This window comes from Microbacterium sp., from assembly GCF_047971895.1.
GTDB lineage: Bacteria > Actinomycetota > Actinomycetes > Actinomycetales > Microbacteriaceae > Microbacterium.
Window position 1 is genome coordinate 1 of sequence record NZ_JBKEAF010000102.1, and the last position, 22,959, is coordinate 22,959.

The 22,959-nt window shown below is 69.2% G+C and carries 20 protein-coding genes and 1 pseudogene; 4 read left to right on the forward strand and 17 right to left on the reverse strand.

The genetic code is table 11. The features are described 5' to 3' along the window. Window positions 1-189, reverse strand: a pseudogene (locus ACK5IN_RS07930) (1,4-dihydroxy-2-naphthoyl-CoA synthase); the annotation flags it as partial. 81 nt (window positions 190-270) lie between these two features. Next, complete coding sequence (locus ACK5IN_RS07935; RefSeq protein ID WP_416895652.1) at window positions 271-606, reverse strand: PadR family transcriptional regulator; 336 nt, start codon at window positions 604-606, stop codon at window positions 271-273. 60 nt (window positions 607-666) lie between these two features. Here ACK5IN_RS07935 and ACK5IN_RS07940 point away from each other — a divergent pair, with 60 nt between their 5' ends. After that, complete coding sequence (locus ACK5IN_RS07940; protein ID WP_416895653.1) at window positions 667-1,647, forward strand: o-succinylbenzoate synthase; 981 nt, start codon at window positions 667-669, stop codon at window positions 1,645-1,647. Window positions 1,648-1,810: 163 nt separating this feature from the next. Here the strand turns inward: ACK5IN_RS07940 and ACK5IN_RS07945 are convergent, their stop codons facing one another. Further along, the gene (locus ACK5IN_RS07945; protein ID WP_416895654.1) at window positions 1,811-2,443 is read right to left on the reverse strand and encodes a TetR family transcriptional regulator; all 633 of its coding nucleotides are present in this window, start codon (window positions 2,441-2,443) and stop codon (window positions 1,811-1,813) included. Window positions 2,444-2,571: 128 nt separating this feature from the next. Here ACK5IN_RS07945 and ACK5IN_RS07950 point away from each other — a divergent pair, with 128 nt between their 5' ends. Further along, window positions 2,572-5,358, forward strand: a complete 2,787-nt coding sequence (locus tag ACK5IN_RS07950; RefSeq protein WP_416895655.1) for an MMPL family transporter — start codon at window positions 2,572-2,574, stop codon at window positions 5,356-5,358. After that, window positions 5,355-7,373, forward strand: coding sequence for a YhgE/Pip family protein (locus ACK5IN_RS07955; protein ID WP_416895656.1), 2,019 nt, complete (start codon window positions 5,355-5,357; stop codon window positions 7,371-7,373). Before ACK5IN_RS07950 ends, ACK5IN_RS07955 begins: the two co-directional genes overlap by 4 nt. A 6-nt stretch (window positions 7,374-7,379) precedes the next feature. Here ACK5IN_RS07955 and ccsB read toward each other — a convergent pair whose 3' ends face one another. The 6 genes from ccsB to ACK5IN_RS07985 are packed head-to-tail and all read right to left on the reverse strand — an operon-like array spanning window position 7,380 to window position 13,691. Continuing rightward, the gene (ccsB, locus tag ACK5IN_RS07960) at window positions 7,380-8,396 is read right to left on the reverse strand and encodes a c-type cytochrome biogenesis protein CcsB (RefSeq protein ID WP_416895657.1); all 1,017 of its coding nucleotides are present in this window, start codon (window positions 8,394-8,396) and stop codon (window positions 7,380-7,382) included. 9 nt (window positions 8,397-8,405) lie between these two features. Then, window positions 8,406-10,112: a cytochrome c biogenesis protein ResB gene (resB, locus tag ACK5IN_RS07965; protein ID WP_416895658.1), complete on the reverse strand. Its 1,707-nt coding sequence runs from the start codon at window positions 10,110-10,112 to the stop codon at window positions 8,406-8,408. A gap of 10 nt (window positions 10,113-10,122) precedes the next feature. Continuing rightward, window positions 10,123-10,956 (reverse strand): cytochrome c biogenesis CcdA family protein, encoded by an 834-nt coding sequence (locus ACK5IN_RS07970; RefSeq protein WP_416895659.1) that lies wholly within the window; start codon window positions 10,954-10,956, stop codon window positions 10,123-10,125. Next, complete coding sequence (locus ACK5IN_RS07975) at window positions 10,953-11,543, reverse strand: TlpA family protein disulfide reductase (RefSeq protein ID WP_416895660.1); 591 nt, start codon at window positions 11,541-11,543, stop codon at window positions 10,953-10,955. Before ACK5IN_RS07975 ends, ACK5IN_RS07970 begins: the two co-directional genes overlap by 4 nt. Beyond that, a complete protein-coding gene (locus tag ACK5IN_RS07980) occupies window positions 11,543-12,175 on the reverse strand; it encodes a histidine phosphatase family protein (RefSeq protein ID WP_416895661.1) in 633 nt (210 codons plus the stop codon). The genes ACK5IN_RS07975 and ACK5IN_RS07980 overlap by 1 nt, the downstream gene beginning before the upstream one ends. A gap of 43 nt (window positions 12,176-12,218) precedes the next feature. Beyond that, window positions 12,219-13,691 (reverse strand): pyridoxal phosphate-dependent decarboxylase family protein, encoded by a 1,473-nt coding sequence (locus tag ACK5IN_RS07985; protein WP_416895662.1) that lies wholly within the window; start codon window positions 13,689-13,691, stop codon window positions 12,219-12,221. 223 nt (window positions 13,692-13,914) lie between these two features. On the opposite strand from ACK5IN_RS07985, the gene aspS reads away from it, so the two are divergent. Then, on the forward strand, window positions 13,915-15,237 hold the full coding sequence (gene aspS / locus ACK5IN_RS07990; protein WP_416895663.1) for an aspartate--tRNA(Asn) ligase: 1,323 nt from the start codon (window positions 13,915-13,917) through the stop codon (window positions 15,235-15,237). Between the two features lie 151 nt (window positions 15,238-15,388). Here the strand turns inward: aspS and ACK5IN_RS07995 are convergent, their stop codons facing one another. The 8 genes from ACK5IN_RS07995 to ACK5IN_RS08030 form a co-directional block, all read right to left on the reverse strand. Further along, a complete protein-coding gene (locus ACK5IN_RS07995; RefSeq protein WP_416895664.1) occupies window positions 15,389-16,126 on the reverse strand; it encodes an alpha/beta fold hydrolase in 738 nt (245 codons plus the stop codon). Window positions 16,127-16,190: 64 nt separating this feature from the next. Beyond that, window positions 16,191-16,892: a molybdate ABC transporter substrate-binding protein gene (locus ACK5IN_RS08000; protein WP_416895681.1), complete on the reverse strand. Its 702-nt coding sequence runs from the start codon at window positions 16,890-16,892 to the stop codon at window positions 16,191-16,193. A gap of 14 nt (window positions 16,893-16,906) precedes the next feature. Further along, window positions 16,907-17,881 (reverse strand): aldo/keto reductase, encoded by a 975-nt coding sequence (locus tag ACK5IN_RS08005; protein WP_416895665.1) that lies wholly within the window; start codon window positions 17,879-17,881, stop codon window positions 16,907-16,909. Further along, window positions 17,878-18,834: a Gfo/Idh/MocA family oxidoreductase gene (locus ACK5IN_RS08010; RefSeq protein ID WP_416895666.1), complete on the reverse strand. Its 957-nt coding sequence runs from the start codon at window positions 18,832-18,834 to the stop codon at window positions 17,878-17,880. Before ACK5IN_RS08010 ends, ACK5IN_RS08005 begins: the two co-directional genes overlap by 4 nt. Before the next feature lie 76 nt (window positions 18,835-18,910). Then, entirely contained in the window at window positions 18,911-20,284 is a 1,374-nt protein-coding gene (locus tag ACK5IN_RS08015) for a protocatechuate 4,5-dioxygenase subunit alpha/beta (RefSeq protein WP_416895667.1), read from the reverse strand. Window position 20,285: 1 nt separating this feature from the next. Beyond that, a complete protein-coding gene (locus ACK5IN_RS08020) occupies window positions 20,286-21,221 on the reverse strand; it encodes an amidohydrolase family protein (protein WP_416895668.1) in 936 nt (311 codons plus the stop codon). Between the two features lie 2 nt (window positions 21,222-21,223). Beyond that, window positions 21,224-21,916, reverse strand: coding sequence for a 4-carboxy-4-hydroxy-2-oxoadipate aldolase/oxaloacetate decarboxylase (gene ligK / locus ACK5IN_RS08025; RefSeq protein ID WP_416895669.1), 693 nt, complete (start codon window positions 21,914-21,916; stop codon window positions 21,224-21,226). A gap of 14 nt (window positions 21,917-21,930) precedes the next feature. Further along, window positions 21,931-22,959 (reverse strand): amidohydrolase family protein, encoded by a 1,029-nt coding sequence (locus ACK5IN_RS08030; RefSeq protein ID WP_416895670.1) that lies wholly within the window; start codon window positions 22,957-22,959, stop codon window positions 21,931-21,933.

Sequence of the window (22,959 nt, forward strand, 5' to 3'; positions counted from 1 at the left end):
CCGTGCGGCATCCAGTGCGCGGTACAGCTCGTCGACCGTGTGCGGGCGGAACGCGTTGCGCACCTCCGGCCGGTCGAGCGCGATCCGTGCGATGTGTCCGTCGTGAGAGACGTGGGCCGTGATATCGGTGAAGGCATCGGCGCCGGGCGCCGGCATCCATTCACTCTCGTCGAAGAGCTCGGAGACCATGCCTCTCAGCCTATGACCCTCACCTGCGGAAGGCTCTTCACGGTGGCGGCGATGTACCGCTCGGCGAGGGTTGTGGGCGTGTCAGTCCTCCTGAGGGGTCAGATCGGCGATCGCGCGCGACAGCGCGTGCCAGTCTGTGGCGAGCGCGTCGGCGAGGCGGATGCCGGCGGCCGAGGTGCGGTAGAACTTGCGAGGCCGGGCCTCGGCGGTGTTCCACTCGCTGGTGAGGTGCCCCTGCTTCTCGAGCCGGCGCAGCAGGGGATAGAGGGTGTTCGCGTCGGTGACGAATCCGCGACGCTCGAGCTCTTCGAGTAGCCCGTACCCGTAGCCGGGGACGACGAGCAGACGCAGGCATGCGAGCACGACGGTGCCCCGTCGCAGCTCCTGCCGGTGTCCGTCGAGGGTTTCTTGGCTCATGCCTGTCACTTTACTGTGTCAGACACAGTAAAGGCAGATCGACATCGATAGTCTGGATGCATGGTGCCTCCGCTGCGCGACCTGCTCGCCACCGCCCGCGTCGTCGCGCTACCCCTGGCGACCCGGTTCCGCGGCATCGACGTGCGCGAGGCGCTTTTGTGCGAAGGACCGCAGGGCTGGACCGAGTTCTCACCCTTCCCCGAGTACGACGACGCTGAGGCGTCGTCGTGGCTCGCCGCAGCGATCGACTTCGGCTGGCGGACGCCACCGGCATCGCTCCGCGACAGCATCCCGGTCAACGCGACCGTTCCCGCCACGGCCGCCGGCGCCGTGCCCGGGGTGCTCGCCCGCTACGACGGCTGCCGCACCGCGAAGGTGAAGACGGCCGCACCCGGGCAGACGCTCGCCGACGACATCGCCCGCGTCCGCGCCGTCCGCGAGGTGCTGGGCCCCGAGGGGCGCGTGCGCATCGATGCGAACGGCGGCTGGAACGTCGACGAGGCCGAACGTGCGATCCACGCCCTCGCCGCGTTCGACCTCGAGTACGTCGAGCAGCCGTGCGCGCACGTCGCCGAGCTCGCCGACGTGCGGCGCCGTGTGCGGCACCTCGGCATCCCGATCGCCGCAGACGAGAGCGTGCGCAAGGCCGACGACCCGCTCGCCGTCGCTCGCGCCGGCGCCGCCGACCTCCTGGTGATCAAGGCCCAGCCGCTGGGCGGCCTGCACCGCGCCCTCACGATCGTGGCGCAGGCAGGGATGCCGGCGGTCGTCTCCAGCGCCCTCGACACGTCTGTCGGCCTCGCGATGGGGGTGGCCCTCGCCGCCGCGCTGCCACAGCTCGACCACGACTGCGGGCTGGGTACGGCATCCCTGTTCACCGCCGACGTGACCGCTGACCCGCTCACGCCCCGCGCCGGCGCGCTGCCCGTCACGCGCGTCGCGCCCGACCCCGCCCGGCTCGATGCCCTCGCCGTCGACGACGACCGGCGCGAGTGGTGGCTCGACCGCCTCGCCAGGTGCCATGCGCTGCTGACGCACTGAGCACCATCCGGTCGTTCGCCCGCTGCGTCACCTCGTGGTCGTCGCGGGCAACCCGCTCGACGACATCGCGCGTGTGGCCGACCCGAACATCATCCTGCTGGTCATGCGCGCCGGCACGCCCGCCACCAACCGCGGCCGCTACGCGTTCTGACCCGGCGCCCGCTCAAGACGGATCGATCAAAGCGACGGCGAGCCGCCCGGTGCGCTCGTTGACACGCGCGCGCATCGCGTCGAAATCGAGGCCTTCCATGAGCGCGGTGGCAGCCGTGTCTTCCCAGCTCTGCATGATCACGTGCGCGAACTCGGCCGGGGCGATGCGGGGGCGCAGGCCATAGGCGCGTGCCAGTTCGCCGACCACCTCGCCGATGCGCTCGACGATGCCCCCCTGCCAGGCCAGATAGGTCTCGGCCAGGCGCGGATCGCGCAGCGCGTGGGTGCGGATCTCGCTGGTCAGCAGAATGCCGATCCGCCGGTCGACGGCGACGTCCAGCATCCGCTCGATCAGCTCCGCCGGCGCCAGCCGCACGCCCGCCTCCTGCAGTTCGCGCGCGCGATCGGCGACGAGGGCCATCTTCTGCTCGGCGATGTGCGACGTGAGGGCGAGCATGAGCTCTTCCTTGGAGTCGAAGTTCGAGTAGAACGCCCCGCGGGTGAATCCGGCCCGGTCGCAGATCGCCTCGACGGACGCGCCATCCAGGCCGACCTCGGCGAACACCTCCGCCGCCGCGTCCAGCAGGCGGGCACGGGTGCGCTCACGCCCCCGCACCGCCACCGGCGGCGCCGCGGTGTCTGCCATGCTGCACCTCCCGTGCTCGATTCTCACACGGAGCTTTCGGCTTCGGCCCCGTCGACTCCCCTAGGATACATTGCTGTATCGAATACACCGATGTATCGCAATCTGCTCGCAATCCGCTCGGAGGCACGGTGTCCACTCTCCTGTACAGCCTGGGTCGCTGGTCGTACCGGCACCCCTGGCGCGTCCTCGTCGGCTGGCTGCTGCTGATCGCCATCGCCGGCGGCGGCGCTCTGGCCTTCATGAAGAGCACCGACAACGCGTTCACCATCCCCGGCACCGAGGCGCAGGAGGGCATCGAGCTGCTCTCCCGCACCTTCCCCGAGGCGAGCGGCACCAGCGCCCAGCTCATCGTCGTCGCCCCCGAGGGAAGCCGCGTCGACGAGGTGCCGTACGCGACCGGCATCGCCGATGCGATCACGCAGTTCGACGAGCTCGACGGCATCCTCGCCGTCACCGATCCGTTCGACGACATCGTCACCGGCCTGGTCTCCGACGACGGCCGTGCCGCCCTCGTGCGCGTGCAGTTCGACGGGCAGGCCACCGACGTCTCCGACGAGACGAAGGACGAGCTGACCGGCGTCGCGCACGACCTGCGGGACAGCCTGCCCGAGGACTCCCGGGTCGTCATCGGCGGCGACCTGTTCTCGATGACGGTGCCGGCCCTGTCGCTCATCGAGGCCGTCGGCGTGCTCATCGCGCTGTTCGTGCTGATCGTGACGTTCCGCTCGCTCGTGGTCGCGTGGTTCCCACTCGCCACGGCCCTGATCGGCGTGGGGCTGGCGATCTCGCTGATCTACGTCGCCACCGTGTTCACGACCGTCTCATCGGTGACGCCGATGCTCGCGATCATGCTGGGTCTGGCCGTCGGCATCGACTACGCGCTGTTCATCGTCGCGCGACATCAGGACCAGGTGCGCGGCGGCATGGCGCCCGACGAGTCCGCGGCACGCGCCACCGGCACGGCGGGATCCGCCGTCGTGTTCGCCGGGGTCACCGTGCTCATCGCCCTCATCGGGCTCGGCTTCGCCGGCATCCCGTTCCTCACCACCATGGGCATCGCCGCGGCCGTCGCCGTCGCGATCGCCGTGCTCGTCGCCGTCACGCTCACGCCCGCCCTGCTCGGGTTCGCGAAGGGCCGCGTCACGGGCTGGCGCCGCGGGCTCGGGCGTGGGCTCTCGCTGGGTCGTCGTCGCGTTTCGTCTCGCTCCGCTCGATCAACGAAGCGCGTGAACCGCTGGGTCACGCTGGTCACGAAGCATCCGATCGTCACCACCGTCGCCGTCGTCGTCGGGCTCGGCATCGCCGCCGTGCCGGCGGCCAGCCTCACCCTGGCACTGCCCAACGCGGGCATGCAGCCGGTCGCCAGCGAGGCGCGCCAGACGTACGACCTGACCGCCGAGCACTTCGGGCCGGGCACCAACGGGCCGCTGATCATGACCGGCACGATCGTCTCCTCCACCGATCCGCTGGGGCTCATGGCCGATCTGAAGGCCGAGATCGCGCAGATCCCCGGCGTCGCCGAGGTGGGTATGGCCACCCCAAACCAGACCGCCGACACGGGGCTCATCCAGATCACCCCCGAGACCGCACCGGACGACCCCGCCACGGCCGACCTCGTGCGCGCCCTGCGCGCCGAGCACGACCGGCTGCTCGACGAGTACGGCGTCGACCTCAAGGTCACCGGATTCACCGCCGTCGGCATCGACATCTCCGACCGCCTCGGTACGGCGCTGCTGCCGTTCGGCGTCTTCGTGGTCGGGCTCTCGTTCATCCTGCTGATGATCGTGTTCCGCTCGATCTGGGTGCCGCTGAAGGCGACCGTCGGCTATCTGCTGTCGATCCTCGCGGCCTTCGGAGCCGTCGCCGCCGTCTTCGAATGGGGCCTGTTCGCCGACGCGCTGCATGTGACCCGCACCGGCCCGGTCATCAGCTTCATGCCGATCATCCTCATGGGCGTGCTGTTCGGGCTCGCCATGGACTACGAGGTGTTCCTCGTCTCGCGCATGCGCGAGGACTATGTGCATGCGCGCCGCCGTGGCGACGAGGGCACCCCGCGCGAGATCGCCGTGCGCGCCGTGCGCAGCGGGTTCACGGCATCCGCGCGCGTCGTCACCGCCGCCGCCGTCATCATGTTCGCCGTCTTCGCCGCGTTCGTGCCCGAGGGCGACTCGACGATCACGTCGATCGCGCTCGGACTGGCGGTCGGCATCGCCGTCGACGCCTTCCTCGTGCGCATGACCCTCACCCCCGCGGTCATGGCGCTGCTGGGGGACAAGGCCTGGCATATGCCGCGCTGGCTCGACCGCATCCTGCCGCACTTCGACATCGAGGGCGAAGCAGTCGAGCACGAGCTCGAGCTCTCGGACTGGCCGGAGGACGCCGATCGGTACGCCCTGGCGGGCGACGACGTGTCGGTGCGCGCAGACGGCGGTCGGCACACCGGCGAGGTGCACCTGTTCGTCGGTGCCGCCTTCCGGGTCGCACACGGCGACACCCTGCTCGTCACCGGCGACATGCGCGCAACGCGTGCCTTCGCGCTCGTCGTCTCCGGACGGGTGACCGGCGCCGGCGGCTTGCTGCGCGTGGGCGGCCACCTGCTGCCGGGTCGCGCCGCCTGGGTGCGCGCCCACGTGGGAGTCGCGCTGCTCGCCGGCGCCGCCGACCCGGTCGCCGAGGTGCGCCGCGCCCTGGCTCGCGGCACGCGCATCGTCGTGATCGACGGGCTGGATGCCGTCGGCCCGGCAGAGCGCGATCAGGTCGCCGCGGTGCTGCGGGACGCAGCATCCACTCCCGTCACCCTCGTCGCGACCGCCCACCGAGACGGTCCCGCCCTCGCACTCCTCGCCGATGCGCACCGCACCGATGTGCAGGCACTGGCCCTCACCACCCGCTCAACCACCGAGGTGACTGCATGACCCTCCTCCGCATCGAACGCGCACGCTCGCGCCGCCCCATCACCTGGCTGACGATCGTCGGCGTGATCCTGCTGCCCGTCGTCATCGGCGGCCTGCTCGTGGCCGCGCTGTACAACCCGGCCGAACGCCTCGACCGCATCTCGGCCGCCGTCGTGAACGACGACGAGGCGGTCACGGTCGACGGCCAGCTCGTTCCGCTCGGACGCCAGCTCACCGGCGGGCTCGTCGCGGGGTCGGAAGAGACCGACAGCAACCTCGACTGGACCATCTCCAACCCCGACGATGCGGCGAAGGGCCTGGCCGACGGCCGGTACTCGGCGGTCGTGACAATTCCGGCCGACTTCTCGGCGGCCGCCATGTCGACGCGCCCCGGCGAGACCCCCCAGCAGGCGACCATCGCCGTGCAGACCGCGCCCGACGCGCTCGTGGTCGACGAGGCGATCACCGCGCAGGTGACACAGGCGGCCACCGCCCTCATGGGCCAGGAACTCTCGCAGGTGTACCTCGAGAACGTGTTCCTCGGCTTCACCACCCTGGGCGACCAGCTCGGCGAGGCGGCAGGGGGCGCCGCCACCTGGGCGGACGGCGCGCGAGAGACGGCCACGGGCACGATCTCGCTGGCCGACGGCGTGCGGCAGCTCGCCGACGGAGCCGGTCAGCTCAGCAGCGGCACGGCCGCCTGGGCGGCCGGGGCCGGCGAGGCGGCCGACGGCCTGCAGTCGTGGGCGGGTGGCGCCCGGCAGACCGCGAACGGCGTCGCGACGATCGCCGCACAGCTCGGACCCATCGCCGACGGACTCGCACAGGCACCGCAGCTGCCCCAAGAGGTCGTCGACGCCGCGCAGAGCCTCGCCGGCAACAGCGCGCAGATCGAGCAGACGGTGACGGATGCCGCAGCCCGCCTGACCACGCTGGCGACCACGTGTGCGACCGACGGCACCGACCCCGCGCTGTGCGCGGCGCTGCAGGAGATCGCCGCACAGGCGAACGACGTGCTGCCCCGGATCACGGGGGTCATCGGCCAGTCGCAGGCGATCGCCGACGGCGTGAACGACATCGCCCAGCTTCCCGCCCTGGGCGCAGGCCTACAGCAGCTGGCCGGCGGCCTCACCGAGGCCTCCGGCGGGATGAACGCCCTTGCGACGGGTGCCGCCGACGCCGCCGGCGGGATGCGGCAGCTCGCGGACGGGGCCGCCGGCATCGCCTCGGGTGCGTCGGGGCTCGCCTCCGGTGCCGCAGCGGCCGCCTCGGGCGCCGACGAGCTCGGCACCGGCGTTGGCCAGCTCGCCGACGGCGCACAGACACTGGCCGGCGGTCTGGACCAGGCCGCCGACGCCCTGCCGTCGTACACCGACGCCGAAGCGCGCACCCTCGCCGACGTCGTATCGGCGCCGGTCGCCGCCGACGGCGGTGGCGGCGCGACGCTGTTCGGCGCATCCGCGATTCCGCTGCTGGCCATGGTCGCCCTGTGGTTCGGCACCGTCGCGTCGTATATCGCACTGCGCGCCGTGCCGCAGCACACACTGAGCGCGCGCCGCCCGTCGGTGCTGCTCGCGCTGCGAGCGCTGTGGCCGGCAGCGGCGGTCGGCGCCGTGCAGGGCGTGCTCGTCACCGTCGTCGTGCAGATCGCCGCCGCCTACGACGCCGGCACGTGGTGGGGGTTCGCCGCACTCTGCGTGCTGGCGGGGGTCGCCTTCGCCGCAGTGAACCAGGCGCTCGTGGCCGTGTTCGGCGGAGCGGGGCGGTGGATCGCCACGCTCGTTGGTGTGCTGGCCATCGCCACCGGCATCGTGTCGACGGCACCGGGCGTGCTCGCAAGCCTTGCGGGCCTGCTGCCGACCGCGCCCGCGTATCACGCCATGGTCGGCGTGCTGACCGACGCCGGGGGCGTCAGCGCGGGTGTCGCAGGGCTGCTCGTGTGGAGCATGCTCGCGTTCGCCGCGACGGTGAGCGCCGTGGCCCGACGCCGCTCGGTGTCGACTCGCGCGCTCCTGGCCGCACCCGTCCCGGCATAGTGCGGCTCAGCTCAGGCCGCTGTAGACGTGCCGGCCCTTGAAGAACATGTTCACGATGGTGAAGTTGAACATCACCGCGGCGAAGCCGATGATCGACAGCCACGCCGACCGCGTGCCGCGCCAGCCGCGCGTGGCACGCGCGTGGATGTAGCCGGCATAGAGCACCCAGATGACGAACGTCCACACTTCCTTCGTGTCGAAGCCCCAGAACCGGCCCCATGCGTCGTCGGCCCAGATGGCCCCGGCGATGAGCGTGAACGTCCACAGGATGAAGCCGATGATCGCAAAGCGATAGGCCAGCGACTCGAGCGTGTCGGAACCCGGCAGGGTGCGCAGGAAGCGCGGGCCGGTGCGCACCTCGGTGCCCGCGGCATCCACCACCGCCTTGCGCTCGCGCCGCGACTGCATGAGCTGCAGCACCGACAGCGCGAAGGCAAGGGCGAAGAACGCGGTGCCCAGTGATGCGACGAACACGTGGATGACCAGCCACACCGACTTCAGCGGATCCATCAGCGGCACGACCTCGGTGTAGAACGAGATCGCGGTGCCGCCCAGCAGCAGCACGGTCAGGCCCGTGATGAACGCGCCCAGGAACCGCAGGTCGTAGCGCGTCAGCACAAGCAAGTAGACGAGGACGATGAGCATCGTGCCGGTCAGGGCGAACTCGTACATGTTCGCCCACGGCACGCGTTCGGCAGCGATGCCGCGCGTGACGTCGGCGCCGACGTGGAAGAGGAATCCGAGCACTGTCAGCGACGTGCCGATGCGTGCCCAGACGAAGCGCGGCCGCGCCACCGGCCGGGCATCGACCTCGGCCGCGGCTGCCCGCTCGGCGGCGCGGGCCTGCCCGACCGCCGCGCCCACGAGCTCGCGGGCACGCGCGTCCTGAGCCTCGACCGCGAGAGCCGAGCGCGTGGACAGGTCGATCGTGTACGCCACGAACGCCAGCGCATAGATGGCGATCGCGGTCCACACCAGCAGAATCGAGACGTCGTCGAGCGTCAGAGTTGCGGTTGCGGGCATGCGCTCAGTCTACGCGCGGGTGGATGCCACAGCCCCGGCGTCGTCGCGCAGCCCCTCGGCGAGCGCCGACCGGTGCCGACGGGCGAGCTGGTCGACCGCGACGCCCAGCGCCGGGTCCTCGCCGCGGGCCAGGCCCGCGTACTCGACGCGCAGTGCGGCCCCGTCGGGCACGGCCTTCACCCACAGGCGCCGGCGTGGCACGAACAGGGCCAGCAGCAGTCCCGCCAGCGCGAGCACCGCGAACACCAGCACCCACGGGCCGGCGGCGTCGTGATGGATCGACAGTGATGCGAAGCGCTTGACCGGCTGGTCGTAGCCGTCGGCGGTGACGTCGTCGAACGTGATCGTGCCCAGGCCGTTCGGCAGCTCGGCCGACTCGCCCGGCATCAGCTGGATCGAGTCGACGCCCGTGTCGCCCCCGGTGAGCTGGGCGAGGTCGGTCGTGTCGAGCGCGTACACCGACCGCGGGATGCCGTCGTCGACGCCGAGATCGCCGGTGAACACGTTGAACGTCAGCACCGGGTAGATCAGGTCGGGGTAGATCGAGGTGAATGCGCCGGTGTCGAGCTCCTGTGCCGTCGGGTAGAAGAAGCCGACCAGACCCACTTGCTCGGAGAGACCGTCGGGCACCTTCACGACGCCGATCGACGTGAGCCGCGAGTCCTGCGGCAGGAACGGCACCGAGTCACGGAAGACGACCGTGCCGTCGGCGTTCGCGATCGTGATCGTGGGCGCGTACCCGTTGCCCATGAGATACACCTTGTCTGGGCCGATGCCCAGCGGGTGGTTGACGCGCACCTCGGCGTCCTGCGGCTGCTCACCGGCGTACTGCGTGGTGAGGTGCGCGACGAAGTCGCCGGCCTGCCCGGCGGCGGCCGAGTCGGCCGGTTGGTAGGTCACGTCGAACCGGTCGAGGGTCAGCGAGTACGGGTCGAGGTTCTCGCCGTCGACGAACCGGCCGGGATTGAACGACGAGTAGTCGGTGAGTGCGTTGACGAACGTCGTGCCCTCCACGACGACCTTCTGCCCCGTGTAGGTGAACGCGCCGCCGATGCCCACCGACACCAGCACCCCGAGCAGCGCCAGGTGGAAGAGCAGATTGCCGGTCTCGCGCAGGTAGCCGCGCTCGGCGGACACCGAGAAGGAGCCACGGCCGTCGTAGCGGGCGACGCGGTAGCCGCCGCGCTTCAGCTCGTGCTCGGCCAGCGCGACCGCGGTCTGCGCGGCGCCCTCGGCATCGGCAGCGGCGTCGAGCGGAACCACGATCTCTTCGTGGTCGGTCAGGCGCGCCAGGCGCGCCGGCGTGCGCGGAGGGCGCGCCCGCAGGGCGGTCAGGTGGTGCTTCGTACGCGGGATGACACACCCGATGAGCGACACGAACAGCAGGATGTAGATCGCCGAGAACCACGGAGAGATGTACAGGTCGAACAGGCCGAACGCGTCGAGCACGGGGAACAGCTCGGGGTTGTCGCGCTGCCACTGGGTGACCCCGTTCGGGTCGGCGCTGCGCTGCGGGAAGATCGAGCCGGGCACCGCGGCGATCGCCAGCAGCAGCAGCAGCACGAGGGCCGTGCGCATGCTGGTGAGCTGCCGCCACCCCCAGCGCAGCCAGCCGACCGGGCCCAACGCGGGCTGGGTGACCTTCGCCGTGGCGGGTCCGTCGACGTGGTCGCCGGGCCGCAGCGGTCCCTCGACAGACGCGGGAAGCGGAGGCACGGAGGGCGCCTCAGAGGGGGAGCGGGACACTGGCGAACACCCCCTGCAGGTGTGACATGAGCGCGCTCCACACGCCCGTGACCATGAGCACGCCGAGCACGATCAGCAGGGTGCCGCCGATCAGGTTGACGGTGCGGATGTGTCGGCGCAGGAAGTCGACCGAGCGGGTCGTCCAGCCGAAGCCGAGGGTGAGCAGCACGAACGGGATGCCGAGACCCAGCGAGTACACGAAGCCCAACAGGGCCCCGCGTGCGGCCGAACCCGAGTCGAGCGACATGCCGAGGATCACCGCGAGCGTCGGGCCGATGCACGGGGCCCAGCCGAGGCCGAGCGCGAGGCCGAGCAGCGGCGCACCGGCCAGGCCCAGGCTGCTGCGCACCTGCGGTCGCGCGATGCGCTGCGCGAACCCGAACACCCCGATGAACACGAGGCCGAGCACGATGATGACCACCCCCATGATGCGGGTGATGAGATCGCGGTACTCGAACAGGAACCGCCCGAGCGTGCCGCCGAAGATGTTCAGCGCCATGAACACGACGGTGAACCCGGCGATGAACAGCACCACGCCCAGCAGCAGCCGCCCTCGCGTGGGCGCCTGCGGCTCGGCCGCGGCCGTGGATGTCGGAGGCTCCTCCGAACGTCGGAGGATCTGCGCCTTATCCTCCGCGACTCTCCGACGTGCGGGCTGCGGCCCGCGAGGCGCCACGGCCCCGCCGATGAAGCCCAGATACCCCGGCACGAGTGGCAGAACGCACGGCGACAGGAACGAGAGCAGTCCCGCGGCGAGCGCGATCGGGACCGCGATCCACAGCGTGCCACCGGCGACGAGCGCCTCGACGCTCACGATTGCTCCGCGAGCGTATCGCGCACGAGCGTGGAGAGGATCGATGGATGCTTCACCTCGGAGATGATGCGCGCCGCGACGCGCCCCTGCGTATCCAGCACGAGCGTCACGGGCACGGCCGTCAACGGCACCGCATCGACGAAGGCGAGCTTGAGCTGCGCGTCGTCGATCGCGATGAGGCTCGGGTAGGTGACGCCGTGCTCCTCGGCGAAGGCGATCGCCGTCGGCGCCTGGTCGTAGATGTTCACACCGAGGAACTGCACGTTCTGATCGGCGTACTCCTGGTGCACCGCCTCGAGGTCGTCGGCCTCGGAGCGGCAGGGCGCACATCCCGCATACCAGAAGTTCACAACGAGCACGTCGCCGGCGTAGTCGGCGCTCGTGATGGTCTCACCGGTCTCCGACGTGCCCGAGAACACCACGGGCTCGCCGCGGTCGGCCTCGGGAATCTCGACCACGCGGAACTCACCGGAGACGAAGCCCTTGTTGCTCCCCTCGCGGTAGTCCTCGGCGAGCGGGTCGGCGGCGCACGCGGCGAGCCCGGCCACGAGGCCGAGGGCGACGAGTGCCGATGCCAGGCGACGCATCACACCGCCCCCACGTCCACGGCACCGACGGTGGTCGCCGGCTCGGCGTAGGCCACCTCGACCCAGCGCTCCGCGTCATCGCGCTCGAAGCTCGTCACGCTCGACAGGGCGCAGCGGCGGCTGCGCGGGTCGTGCCGCAGCGGGGTGCCGGTGGCGTCAAGGTGCGTGATCCAGATCGGCGCCTGGTGCGACACGATCACGACGTCGCCGCCGTCGACGGTGTGCCACGCGGCATCCATCGCCTCTCGCATGCGCCCCGCGATCGACGCGTACGGCTCACCCCAGCTGGGGACGGACGGGCGCACCAGATGCCGCCAGTTCAGCGGGTTCATGAGCGCGCGCTTCATGCGCCGGCCCTCGAAGACGTTCGTCGGCTCGATGACCCGCTCGTCGATGACCGGTTCGAGGCCGAACAGCGCAGTGAACGGCTCGGCCGATTCGCGCGTGCGCTGCAGCGGCGAGGCGACGAGCGTACTGACCGGGCGACCGAGACCCTGTACGTGCACCGCGGCCGCTCGTGCCATGTCACGCCCGGCGGCGCTCAGCCCGTACCCGGGGAGCCGTCCGTAGAGCACGCGCTGGGGGTTGTGGACCTCTCCATGGCGCACGAGATGGAGGCGTTCGGCGGGCACCGATCCAGTCTACGGGTGGCGCAGCTGTGGGCGGGCTGGGGGCTCAGCCGGTCGGCTCCACGGTGCGCGCCAGCAGTTCGACGAGCAGCCGCTCGGTCACCTCGTGCGGCAGCGCCTCGACGAGTGCGAGGAACGGCGCCATCTCGTCCGGAAGCGATCCGCCGCCGCCCAGCCCGAGCCCCCCGAGCAGGGCTCCGGCCGTGTCGGCATCGAGCGTCGCCGGCAGCGACCCGCCGAACGCCGCGACGATCTGATCTGCGGCGACCGCCAGCATCCCGCGTACGTCGTCAGCCGCCGCCGCCAGCACGGGGATCAGCTCGTCGAGCCCGGCCTCGGTGACCGGCGTCACCGTGAAGTGGGTCGTGTGCGGCAGACGGGTGCCGTCGGGCTGCACGATGCCCGGCTGCTGCTGCAGCACCCAGCCGGCCGCGCGCACCCGGTCGGCCCAGTGGTGCGGATCGACTCGGCGCTCGGCCGGCATCGCCTCGTCGGCGGCGACGGCGAACAGGGGCCCCGCCGGGTCGCCGACCACGCGCAATCCCTCGATGCCCGTGACCGCCTCGACGAGCGCGGCGGTGGCCCGCGCCGCGCTGGCCGCCAGCCCGGCGAAGCCGTCGACACCGAGCGCACGGATCAGCGCCCACGCCGCCGCGAGCGCACCGGCCGGCTTCGAACCCAGCAGCGTCGGATTCACTACCGGGTAGCCCGGCCAGTCGGTCGTCGCGAAGTACTGCGCACGATGCCGGTCGCGATCGGCGTGCAGCAGCACGCTCACGCCCTTGGGCGCGTAGCCGTACTTGTGCAGGTCGGCCGACAGACTCGTCACGCCCGGCACCGACATGTCCCAGGCGGGCACACCGCCCGGCCAGAACGGCAGGATCCATCCGCCGATGCACGCATCGACATGGCAGGCGACACCGGCGGCGGCGCAAGCCGCGGCGACCTCGGCGACGGGGTCCATCGCCGCGAACGGATACGACGGCGCCGATACGACGACCAGCGCCACGTCGGGCCCGAGCCGGCCGGCGATCGCCGCGGCATCCATCGTCCCGGTCTCGGGCGAGACCGGCACGCCGTCGAAGGCGAGGTCGAACAGCTCGGCCGCCTTGCGGAATGCCGCGTGCACGGTCACGGGCGCGACCAGGCGCGGCGTGCCGGTGCCGCCGGCCGCACGCCACAGGTCACGGGCGGTCTTCACCGCCAGCAGGCACGACTCGGTGCCGCCCGAGGTGACCGTGCCCGCGGTACCGGGGCCGGCCCCCAGCAGCTCGCGGGCGAAGCCCACCACCTCGCGCTCGAGCACCGCGACCGACGTGAATGTCGTCGGGTCGAGGCCGTTCACCGCCTGCATGCGCCGCGCGGCCTGCGCCGCCAGCTCATCGAGGTCGGCGCGGCCGGTGTCGTAGACGTACGACAGCACGCGCCCACCGTGGGTGGGGGCATCCTGCGCACGCAGCGCGTCGAGGTCGGCAAGGATCGCTTCGTGGTCTGCATTGACAGGGGGGTGAGGGGTCACCCGGGCATCCTACGTGACCGCCCCGCTCCGCGCCGCCTCCCGAAAACTCCTGTTCTGGCGCACTCAGGACAATGCGGGCCCCAGGCATCCTGTCTTCGCCAGAACTCCTGTTCTCGGCAAGCTGTTCTCGGCAAGCTGTTTTTCGGCAAGATGTTTCTCGGCAAGCTGTGCGGCATGCGACGGGCGGTTCGGCACGCGGGAGCGCCGCCCGTAGACTCGATGCGTGAGTGAGCGCGTCCTTGTCAAGCAGCTGCAGGCCCGGGAAGACGGCCCCGTCTCGGTGTCGGGATGGGTCGAGACCGTCCGCGACCAGAAGAAGGTGCAGTTCGTCATCCTGCGCGATGAGACCGGGGCGGTGCAGCTGGTCAACCCGGCGACCCGCGAGCCCGAGGGGGACGGCTACGCGCTGACGGCGCTCATCTCCGAGCTCGCACACGGCACGTTCCTCACCGTCACCGGCGAGCTCGCACACGACGAGCGCGTCAAGCTCGGCGGCGTCGAGATCAAGATCGGCACGCTCGACATCGCGGCCGCCGCGCTGCCGGAGACCCCCATCGCCGCCGACAGCGGACTCGACAAGCGCATGGACTGGCGTTTCCTCGACCTGCGCCAGCGCCGCAACAACCTCGTCTTCCGGGTGCAGACCACCCTCGAGCACGCGATGCGCACGTTCTGGGTCGAGCGCGACTACATCGAGATCCACTCCCCCAAGCTCATGGCGAGCCCCTCCGAGTCGAACGCCGAACTGTTCTCACTCGACTACTTCGACGACCAGACGGCCTACCTGGCGCAGAGCCCGCAGTTCTTCAAGCAGATGGCGCAGTCGGCCGGTTTCGGCAGGATCTTCGAGATCGGTCCGGCCTTCCGCGCCGACCCGTCGTTCACCAGCCGCCACGCCACCGAGTTCACGAGCGTGGACGCCGAGATCAGCTGGATCGACTCGCACGAGGATGTCGCGCGCATGCAGGAGGAGCTGCTGGCCACCGCGTTCGCAGCGGTGAACGAGAAGCACGGCGCCGAGATCGAAGAGCTCTTCGGCGTCGAGGTGCAGGTGCCGGCCGTCCCGTTCCCGCGCATCCCGCTCGCCGAGGCGCGCGAGATCGTCGCCGCCCGCGGCTATGAGATCCCCCGCACCGACGGCGACCTCGACCCCGAGGGCGAGCGGCAGATCGCCGCCTACGTCGAGGAGACCCACGGCCACCGGTTCGTGTTCATCACCGACTACCACCCCGAGATCCGTGCGTTCTATCACATGCGCGACGAGGAGACCGGGCTCACCAAGAGCTACGACCTACTGTACAAAGGCGTCGAGATCACGACCGGTGCGCAGCGCGAACACCGCGTCGACGTGCTCGTCGAGCAGGCGAAAGAGAAGGGCCTCGAGCCCGAGCACCTCGACTTCTACCTCGACTTCTTCCGCTACGGCGCCCCGCCGCACGGCGGCTTCGGCATGGGCCTCGCGCGTCTGCTCATGTTGATGCTCGGTCAGGACTCGATCCGCGAGGTCACGTACCTGTTCCGCGGGCCGACACGCCTCGCGCCGTAGGGTCTGCGGGACTGTACTTCCGAGACACCGGTGGTCTGCCACTGCGGGCGGGCGGCCTGTGGGCGACGTCTTCAGGTCCGCGACCACGACCCACACGAAGTCGGACGGGGGAGCTTCGCAGACCCGATCGTGCACATGTGCCTACCCAGCATCACATGTCTGCGGCGAAGGCGAGCAGATTCCGAACAAGTGCCTCCGGTTCGCTCAGCATCGGGAAATGACCGGTCGCGATCTCGACCACCTGCCAGCCTGGTGTCTCCCTCACCCGGTGCCGCATCGCGTCGATGGTCGGGTAGGCGGGGCTGGGGCAGTCGACGAACAACTTCGGCAGAGCTTCCAGCAGCGTCCGGTCATAGTCCAAGGGCTTGCGGTACATCCCGAACGGGTGCGGTACGTGTCGGCGCCGCAACCAGGCGGCATCGGCTGCGTCGAGGCCGAAGCCCACTTCTGGATCGGGCGGCGGTAGCGCATTGTCGTTCTCGGCCGCGGCCGCCAGGCGGGCCGCCGCAACTTCGGGTGGGTGGCCGACGCCCCAGCCCTCACCGGGCAACGGAACCATCGCGTCGACGTAGACGAGACCGCTCACCCGACCGGGTCGGTCCGCTTGCAGCGCGGCGGCTGCGCCCGTGACCACCATCCCGCCGTAACTATGCCCGACAATGATGACGCGGTCGAGCTCTTCGGCCTCGATGAGACCGAGCACGTCGTCGATGTGGGTCTGCAGCGAGATGTCGGGCCGACGCAAGTGAGCCCGCTCTCCGTCGCCGGTGAGGGTGACGGCGTGAACCTCATGCCCGGCCGCGCGCAGGGGATTCAGGACGCGGCGCCAGACCCACGCTCCCCCCCACGCACCGTGCACGAGAACGAAAGCGGGTGTGACATCGGACATGGCCGTGCTCCTTCGAAAGATGGGCGAGAGATGCCGTCACACTCCCGTACGCCCGGCACCACGGTCATCCGCGACGCGGACCGGTCGGTGGTACGGCGAAGTTGTGGCGGCGTTTCACCTGATCGGCGGCACCAGAGGTGAACGCATTCAGAAGTTCGTGGGCACGGGCACCATCCGATGTCGCCGCACCGACTGCACCGGCGAACACGGTATCGATGGCACGATCGGGAGGAAGAACGCCGAGGATGCGGATGCCGGGTTGACCGACCAGTTCACTCAACTGCTGAAAGCCGAGATCGACCTCGCCAGCAGCAACCGACGCGGCCACCGGGACACCCGGGCGGGCCTGCACGAGGCGATCGCCCAGCTCATCGCTCAGCCCCCACTCGGCGATCATCTGCACCAGTGCGTCACCGCTCGGCCCGGTCGAGTAACCGATCCGTCCACCCGTGCGGATCGCATCACGCATGGCGGCAGCGTCTGTGAAAGCGATCCCGTCCGGGCGTTCCGCAGCCGTGGTGGTCTCGGATGCGACGGCTGCGGCGACACTGGATACCACCAGTGGGGCGACGGTCCGTTCATCGACGTGTCCCTCCGCTGCCAGCTTGCCCAGCGCACCCGCCGCCAGAAACACCAGATCGAACGGCTCCTGCTCACGCACCCGACGCGCGGCGTCGACACCGCCGACGGCCTCGATCTGCAACTGTGGCAGTCCCTCATCCGCTGCGACCGCAGCCAGGTCGGCGAGCACGTGCCGCGTCGCCATCGAGCAGATCGCTCTCACGCAGCATCCTCGAAGGTCTCGGCATCCACCTCGACAGATTGACCGCTGTTGTAGCGCGGCCCAGACACCGTCGCGGTGTCGATCAGTTCGCCCGCGCGGGCAAGCAGGGAAGAATCGATCGTCAACGCGACGGCCGCGATGTTCTCGCGCACGTGATCGATGTTCGTCGTCCCGGGAATCGGCACGACGTGCTCACCGCGAGAGAGCAGCCACGCCAACGCCAACTGTGCCGGGGTGCACCCGGCCTCGGCGGCAAGAGAGCGCCAGGCCGGCAGCAGTGCCGCGTTGGCCGACCAGTGGTCCCGCTGAAATCGCGGCATTGCCCGGCGAATATCCTTCGACGCCATCTGCTCGGGGTCGCCGATGGCGTCGGCGAGAAACCCGCGTGCCACCGGTGAGAAGGCCACCAGGGCGACTCCCGCCTCGCGGGTGGCCTCGAGCATCCCCAGTTCGGGGTTGCGGCTCCACAGCGAGTACTCGTTCTGCACGGCCGCGATCGGTGCCACGTCTTGCGCCTCGCGCAGTCGCGCCACTGACACCTCGCTCAACCCGATCGCGCCGATCTTGCCCTGCTGCACGGCCTCAGACAGCGCACCGACACTCTCGCCGATCGGCACCGACTTGTCCCACCGGTGCAGATAGTAGAGGTCGATGTGCTCGACGCCCAGGCGCTGCAGTGAGGCATCGACCTGGGCGTGCAGGGTGGCCGGACGCCCATCGATCGTCTTGACACCGTCGATCGGCGCCATCCCTCCCTTGCTGGCCAGCACCACGTCGTCGCGGCGCCCCGCGATCGCCGTGCCCACGAGTTCTTCGTTGCGGCCGCCGCCGTACATGGTGGCGGTGTCCAGATGTGTCACCCCGGCATCGAGAGCGGCGCGCAGCATGCGCACGCCTTCGCCGACGTCGGGTGGAACGCCATAGGCATGGCTGAGCGACATGCAACCCAGACCGGTGCGAGGCAGGATCATGCGAGTTGTTCCTCCAGCTCACCGAGCACCCGGTAGCAGTCGATGACGCGACGCAGCGAAGAGTTCGGCTCGCGTCCCTCCCGGATCGCAGCGACGAACTCACGGTCCTGCAACTCGATACCGTTCATGCTCACGGCGACCTGTGAGACATCGATCGGTTCCTCTTTGCCGTTGACGAGGTCGTCATAGCGAGCGATATAGGTGCCGGTGTCGCCGATGTAGCGGAAGAAGGTGCCGAACGGGCCGTCGTTGTTGAACGACAGCGAGAGGGTGCAGATCGCGCCGGAGTCCGCCCGCAACTGGATCGACATATCCATCGCGATCCCGAGGGTGGGGTGGATGGGTCCCTGCACCGCGTTGGCCTGCACGATCGTACCGGCCTGGTAGGCGAACAGATCCACCGTGTGCGCGGCGTGGTGCCAGAGCAGGTGATCGGTCCACGATCTCGGTTCACCCTTGGCGTTGGAGTTGGTGCGTCGGAAGAAGTACGTCTGCACGTCCATCTGCTGGATGTTGAACTCGCCGGCGGCGATCTTGTTGTGCACCCACTGATGCGACGGGTTGAAGCGTCGCGTGTGGCCGACCATCGCGACACGATCGGATGCCTCGGCCGCTGCGAGTGTCGCTTGGGCATCGACCAGAGAGTCCGCGAGCGGGATCTCGACCTGCACGTGCTTGCCTGCGGCCAATGCCGCTTGGGTCTGAGAGGCATGCATCCCGGTCGGTGTGGCAAGGATGACGGCATCGACGTCGTCGCGTTCGAGCACCGCCTCGTACCCCACGACCGCGGTCGGAACGCCGTAGGCCTGCGCAACCGCTTCGGTCGGCTCGGGTCGGGTGCCACTGACCACGGTCACCTCGGCATCGGCGATGTTCGCCAGCCCATCCAGGTGCTTCATCCCGAAGGCCCCAGTGGCGCCGACAACGGCGATGCGGATCTTGTCGCTGCTCATTCGTGTCTCCTCACGCGTGTTACCCGTTGGGGCCGCACGGTGCGGCCCCAACGGGCGGGAAGGTTGTGTGTCGTGATCAGGCCGGCGAAGCCACCGGGTTCGCCTCCTGCGGTGCTGCCTCGTCGTGTGCGGCTTCGGCGGTGGCCTCCGGCGCCACCGGGTTCGATATCACCAGGTGCCCGACGGCCGTGTTCGAAGCCGGTACGTGATAGAACCGGTGATTGACCTCGGGTGCACCTCCGCCGAACTGGTCGTCCATGGCGCCACGAGGAATCAGCCAGTCAACCAGTTCGATGCCCTCGGAACCCGCCTCATCGACGTACTCGAGGTGCGGCCACTCGGTCAAACCCTTCGGGTCGGCGATCAGGTGGTCGAGGAACGCGTTGTCCCACTCCTCGTTGATCAGGCCGGCGCGCGGACCCTGCAGTTGGTGGCTCATCCCACCGGTACCCCAGATCTGGATGTTGAGTTCGGGACCATCCCACTTGTCCAGCGCGCGACGGATCGCCTTGCCCAATTCGTAGCAGCGGCGACCGGACGGCACCGGGTACTGCACGACGTTGACCGCCAGCGGGATGACCCGGACCGGCCACTCCTCGACATCGCCGTAGACCAGCGACAGCGGCACGGTCAGGCCGTGGTCGACGACCATCTCGTTGACCAGCGTCAAATCGAAGTCGTCCTGGATGACCGACTGGGCGATGTGCGAGGCCAGCTCCGGATACCCGGTGATCCCGGGAACCGGGCGGGGACCGTAGCCCTCATCCGCGACCGGGTATTCGGCACCGGTGCCAAGCACGAAGGTCGGGATCAGTGACGAGTCGAATGCGGTGGCGTGGTCGTTGTAGACGATGATGACCACATCGGGGGTGTTCTCCTTGGCCCACTGCCGGGTCCACTCGTAGCCGGAGAAGACCTTTTTCCAGTACGGCTCTTCGGTCTTGCCCAGGTCCATGGCCGCACCGATCGCAGGTACGTGCGGGGTGAACAACGCCGAGGTCAACTTCGCCGGTGCGTTCGGGCGAAGAGTCTCGGCTTTCTCACCCGGCTCCGGCGGGGTCCAGCCGTCGAGGTCCTTCAGACGGTTGCCTTCGGGCTTGCGTCCTCCGGCGACCATCATGTCGCGGTACGCCGCTTCGCTCATTCCGGTCATCGAACCGGCCATCTGCTGGAAGCTCAACCCGTGGGTGGCACCCAGCTTGCTGAGGAAGTAGATGTTCCCGCCCTCTTGCAGACACGTGTTCAGGTCGAGGTCGAGCACACCCTGCCGCTGCCGCGGAGTGAGATCCCATTCATCCAGGTAGGCTTCGCGGTCGGCGAGATAGCGCTCCCGGTTCTCGGGCTTCATCAGCGACATCGCGAATTGGTTCAGGTGGTAACCCTTGCGGGCTTGTTCGGCATCGAAGATGATCGTGCCGGGAACGTGCTTGTACGGCTTGTCAAGTGCCATGTCATTCTCCTTCGGGCCAATACAGACGCCTCGGGTTGTCGACGAGCAGCTGCTGCTGCAGGGCGACGCTCGGGGCGATCTGCGGGATGTAGTCGACCAGCAGCCCGTCGTCCGGCATATGGTCTTTGAGGTTGGGGTGGGGCCAGTCGGTGCCCCACAGCACACGGTCGGGGAACTCCTCGACCACGCGTCGGGCGAACGGCACAACGTCGGTGTACGCGTGCTGTTCGCCGTCGAGAGCCCGAGGACCGGTGACGGTCAGTCGCTCGGGGCAACTCACCTTGGTCCACACGTTGGGGTTCTCACGCATGAAGCGCAAGAAAAGCTCGAACTCGGGCCCGTTCGGGTCCCGGGTCACATCGGGTCGACCCATGTGGTCGACCACGACGCCGGTCGGGATGCTCGAGAAAAAATCGTACAGTTCAGGCAAGTCCTCGGCCTCGAAGTAGATGACCACGTGCCAGCCGAGCGGGGCAATCTTGCCGACGATCTCATCGAGCGCGTCGGTGGGAACCCGGTCGACGAGTCGTTTCACGAAGTTGAAACGCACCCCCCGCACACCCGCGTCATGCAGGTCCATCAGCTCGTCGCTGGTGATGTCGCGCCGCACGGTGGCCACACCGCGAGCGCGTCCATCGCTGCGACGCAGCGCATCGACCAGGGCAGTGTTGTCGGAGCCGTGACAGGTCGCCTGCACGATCACGTTGCGCTCGAAACCCAGGTGGTCGCGCAAGGCGAACAGCTGCTCGGCCGACGCATCGCACGGGGTGTACTTGCGCTGCGGAGCGTATGGGAACTGCTCCCCCGGGCCGAAGACATGGCAGTGCGCGTCGACGGCCCCCGGAGGCAACACGAACCTCGGCGTGCTGGGACCGTCGTACCAGTCCAGCCAACCGGGTGACTTTTCGAAGCCGCCGGTGGTGTCGCCGTGCACCATCGTCAGTCCTCCACGTATTCCAGGCCAGCGGCAGCCAGCGGCTCGCGCATGCCGTAGATGTCGAGACCGAGGACGCCCTGACGGAACTGCTGCCGCTTGGACTCTTCGTTATCCTCTCGCTTCTGGCTGGCATCCGCTACCGCACCGACCACCTCACGTGGCACAACGACGACGCCGTCCACGTCGGCGGCCACCACGTCGCCGGGGTTGACCGCGGCGTTGGCAACGACGACAGGAACGTTGACCGAGCCGAGGGTGGCCTTCACCGTCCCCTTGGAGCTGATCGCGCGGGCGAACACCGGAAAGTTCATCTCCTCCAGGTCGGCCACATCGCGAACGCCGCCGTCGATGACCAAGCCCTTGCAGCCACGCGCACTGACCGAGGTGGCCAACAGGTCGCCGAAGAACCCGTCCTCGCTTTCGGTGGTGCACCCGGCAACCAGCACGTCGCCTTCCTGCACCTGCTCGGCGGCGACATGGAACATCCAGTTGTCACCGGGCTGCAGCAGAACGGTGACGGCCGGGCCGCACAGTTTCGCTCCGGTGTAGACAGGGCGCATGTACGGGCGCATCAAGCCCACCCGTCCCATCGCCTCGTGGATGGTCGCGACACCGAATTGTGCCAGGCGCGCGACATCGGCGGGGTCGGGCCGCTCGATGTTCGTGCGGACGAGTCCGAGGTTGTTCAGTCGCATACTGGTCCTCCTTCTCACAGGCCTCGTGCGGTCAGAGCGCGGTTCAGCCGCGGGTAGACCCGGCGAGCGTTACCTTCGAACACCTGAGCGCGTTCGGTGTCATTGAGACCGGATGCGGCATCCACATAGCGCTTGGTGTCATCGAAGTAGTGGCCGGTACGCGGATCGATGTCACGGACCGCGCCGATCATCTCGCTGGCGAACAGGATGTTGTCGGTCGGTATGACGCTGGTCAACAGGTCGATACCGGGCTGGTGGTAGACGCAGGTGTCGAAGAACACGTTGCCGAGAAGGTGTTCTTCGAGCTCGGGTTTGCCCAGCGCCATCGCCAGGCCGCGGAAGCGTCCCCAGTGGTAGGGAACGGCTCCGCCGCCGTGTGGGATGACGAATTTCAGGTCGGGGAAGTCGGTGAAAAGGTCACCCTTCAGCAGTTGCATGAATGCGGTGGTATCCGCGCCGAGATAGTGGTCACCGGTGGTGTGGAACTGCGGCTTGCACGACGTCGAGACGTGAATCATCGCGGGGAGCTCGTACTCGACGAGCTTTTCGTAGACCGGGTACCACGATCGATCAGTCAGTGGCGGTGCCGTCCACAGGCCGCCGGACGGATCCGGGTTGAGGTTGACCGTGACCGCGCCAAGCTCTTCGACGGCGCGGGTGAGTTCGGCGACCGTCGTCACCGGATCCACTCCCGGCGACTGCGGCAGCATGGCACCCATGATGAACCGATCCGGAAACAGTGCACTCACCCGTGCGCACAGATCATTGCAGATCCGCGCCCACACCTGGCTGACCTCGAAGTCACCGATGTGATGAGCCATGAACGATGCCCGAGGGCTGAAGACCGTGAGGTCGCTGCCGCGCTCGTCCATGAGTCTGAGCTGGTTGGATTCGATCGTTTCGCGAATCTCGTCATCACTGATGCTCAGCGCTGCCGGATCGGGAGCGTCGCCCTTGCCGTCGGCGAAAGCGATCTGAAGGTCGCGCCAGACGCCCAATTGGGCCGGTGCGGTCGTGTAGTGGCCGTGAATGTCGATGATCAA

Excerpts from the sequence above, each read along its gene's own strand:
- ACK5IN_RS07935 (WP_416895652.1), bottom strand. The coding sequence starts at position 606 with ATGAGCCAAGAAACCCTCGACGGACACCGGCAGGAGCTGCGACGGGGC.
- ACK5IN_RS07940 (WP_416895653.1), top strand. The coding sequence starts at position 667 with ATGGTGCCTCCGCTGCGCGACCTGCTCGCCACCGCCCGCGTCGTCGCG.
- ACK5IN_RS07945 (WP_416895654.1), bottom strand. The coding sequence starts at position 2,443 with ATGGCAGACACCGCGGCGCCGCCGGTGGCGGTGCGGGGGCGTGAGCGC.
- ACK5IN_RS07955 (WP_416895656.1), top strand. The coding sequence starts at position 5,355 with ATGACCCTCCTCCGCATCGAACGCGCACGCTCGCGCCGCCCCATCACC.
- ccsB (WP_416895657.1), bottom strand. The coding sequence starts at position 8,396 with ATGCCCGCAACCGCAACTCTGACGCTCGACGACGTCTCGATTCTGCTG.
- ACK5IN_RS07975 (WP_416895660.1), bottom strand. The coding sequence starts at position 11,543 with ATGCGTCGCCTGGCATCGGCACTCGTCGCCCTCGGCCTCGTGGCCGGG.
- ACK5IN_RS07995 (WP_416895664.1), bottom strand. The coding sequence starts at position 16,126 with ATGTCCGATGTCACACCCGCTTTCGTTCTCGTGCACGGTGCGTGGGGG.
- ACK5IN_RS08000 (WP_416895681.1), bottom strand. The coding sequence starts at position 16,892 with ATGGCGACGCGGCACGTGCTCGCCGACCTGGCTGCGGTCGCAGCGGAT.
- ACK5IN_RS08005 (WP_416895665.1), bottom strand. The coding sequence starts at position 17,881 with ATGATCCTGCCTCGCACCGGTCTGGGTTGCATGTCGCTCAGCCATGCC.
- ACK5IN_RS08010 (WP_416895666.1), bottom strand. The coding sequence starts at position 18,834 with ATGAGCAGCGACAAGATCCGCATCGCCGTTGTCGGCGCCACTGGGGCC.
- ACK5IN_RS08015 (WP_416895667.1), bottom strand. The coding sequence starts at position 20,284 with ATGGCACTTGACAAGCCGTACAAGCACGTTCCCGGCACGATCATCTTC.
- ACK5IN_RS08020 (WP_416895668.1), bottom strand. The coding sequence starts at position 21,221 with ATGGTGCACGGCGACACCACCGGCGGCTTCGAAAAGTCACCCGGTTGG.
- ligK (WP_416895669.1), bottom strand. The coding sequence starts at position 21,916 with ATGCGACTGAACAACCTCGGACTCGTCCGCACGAACATCGAGCGGCCC.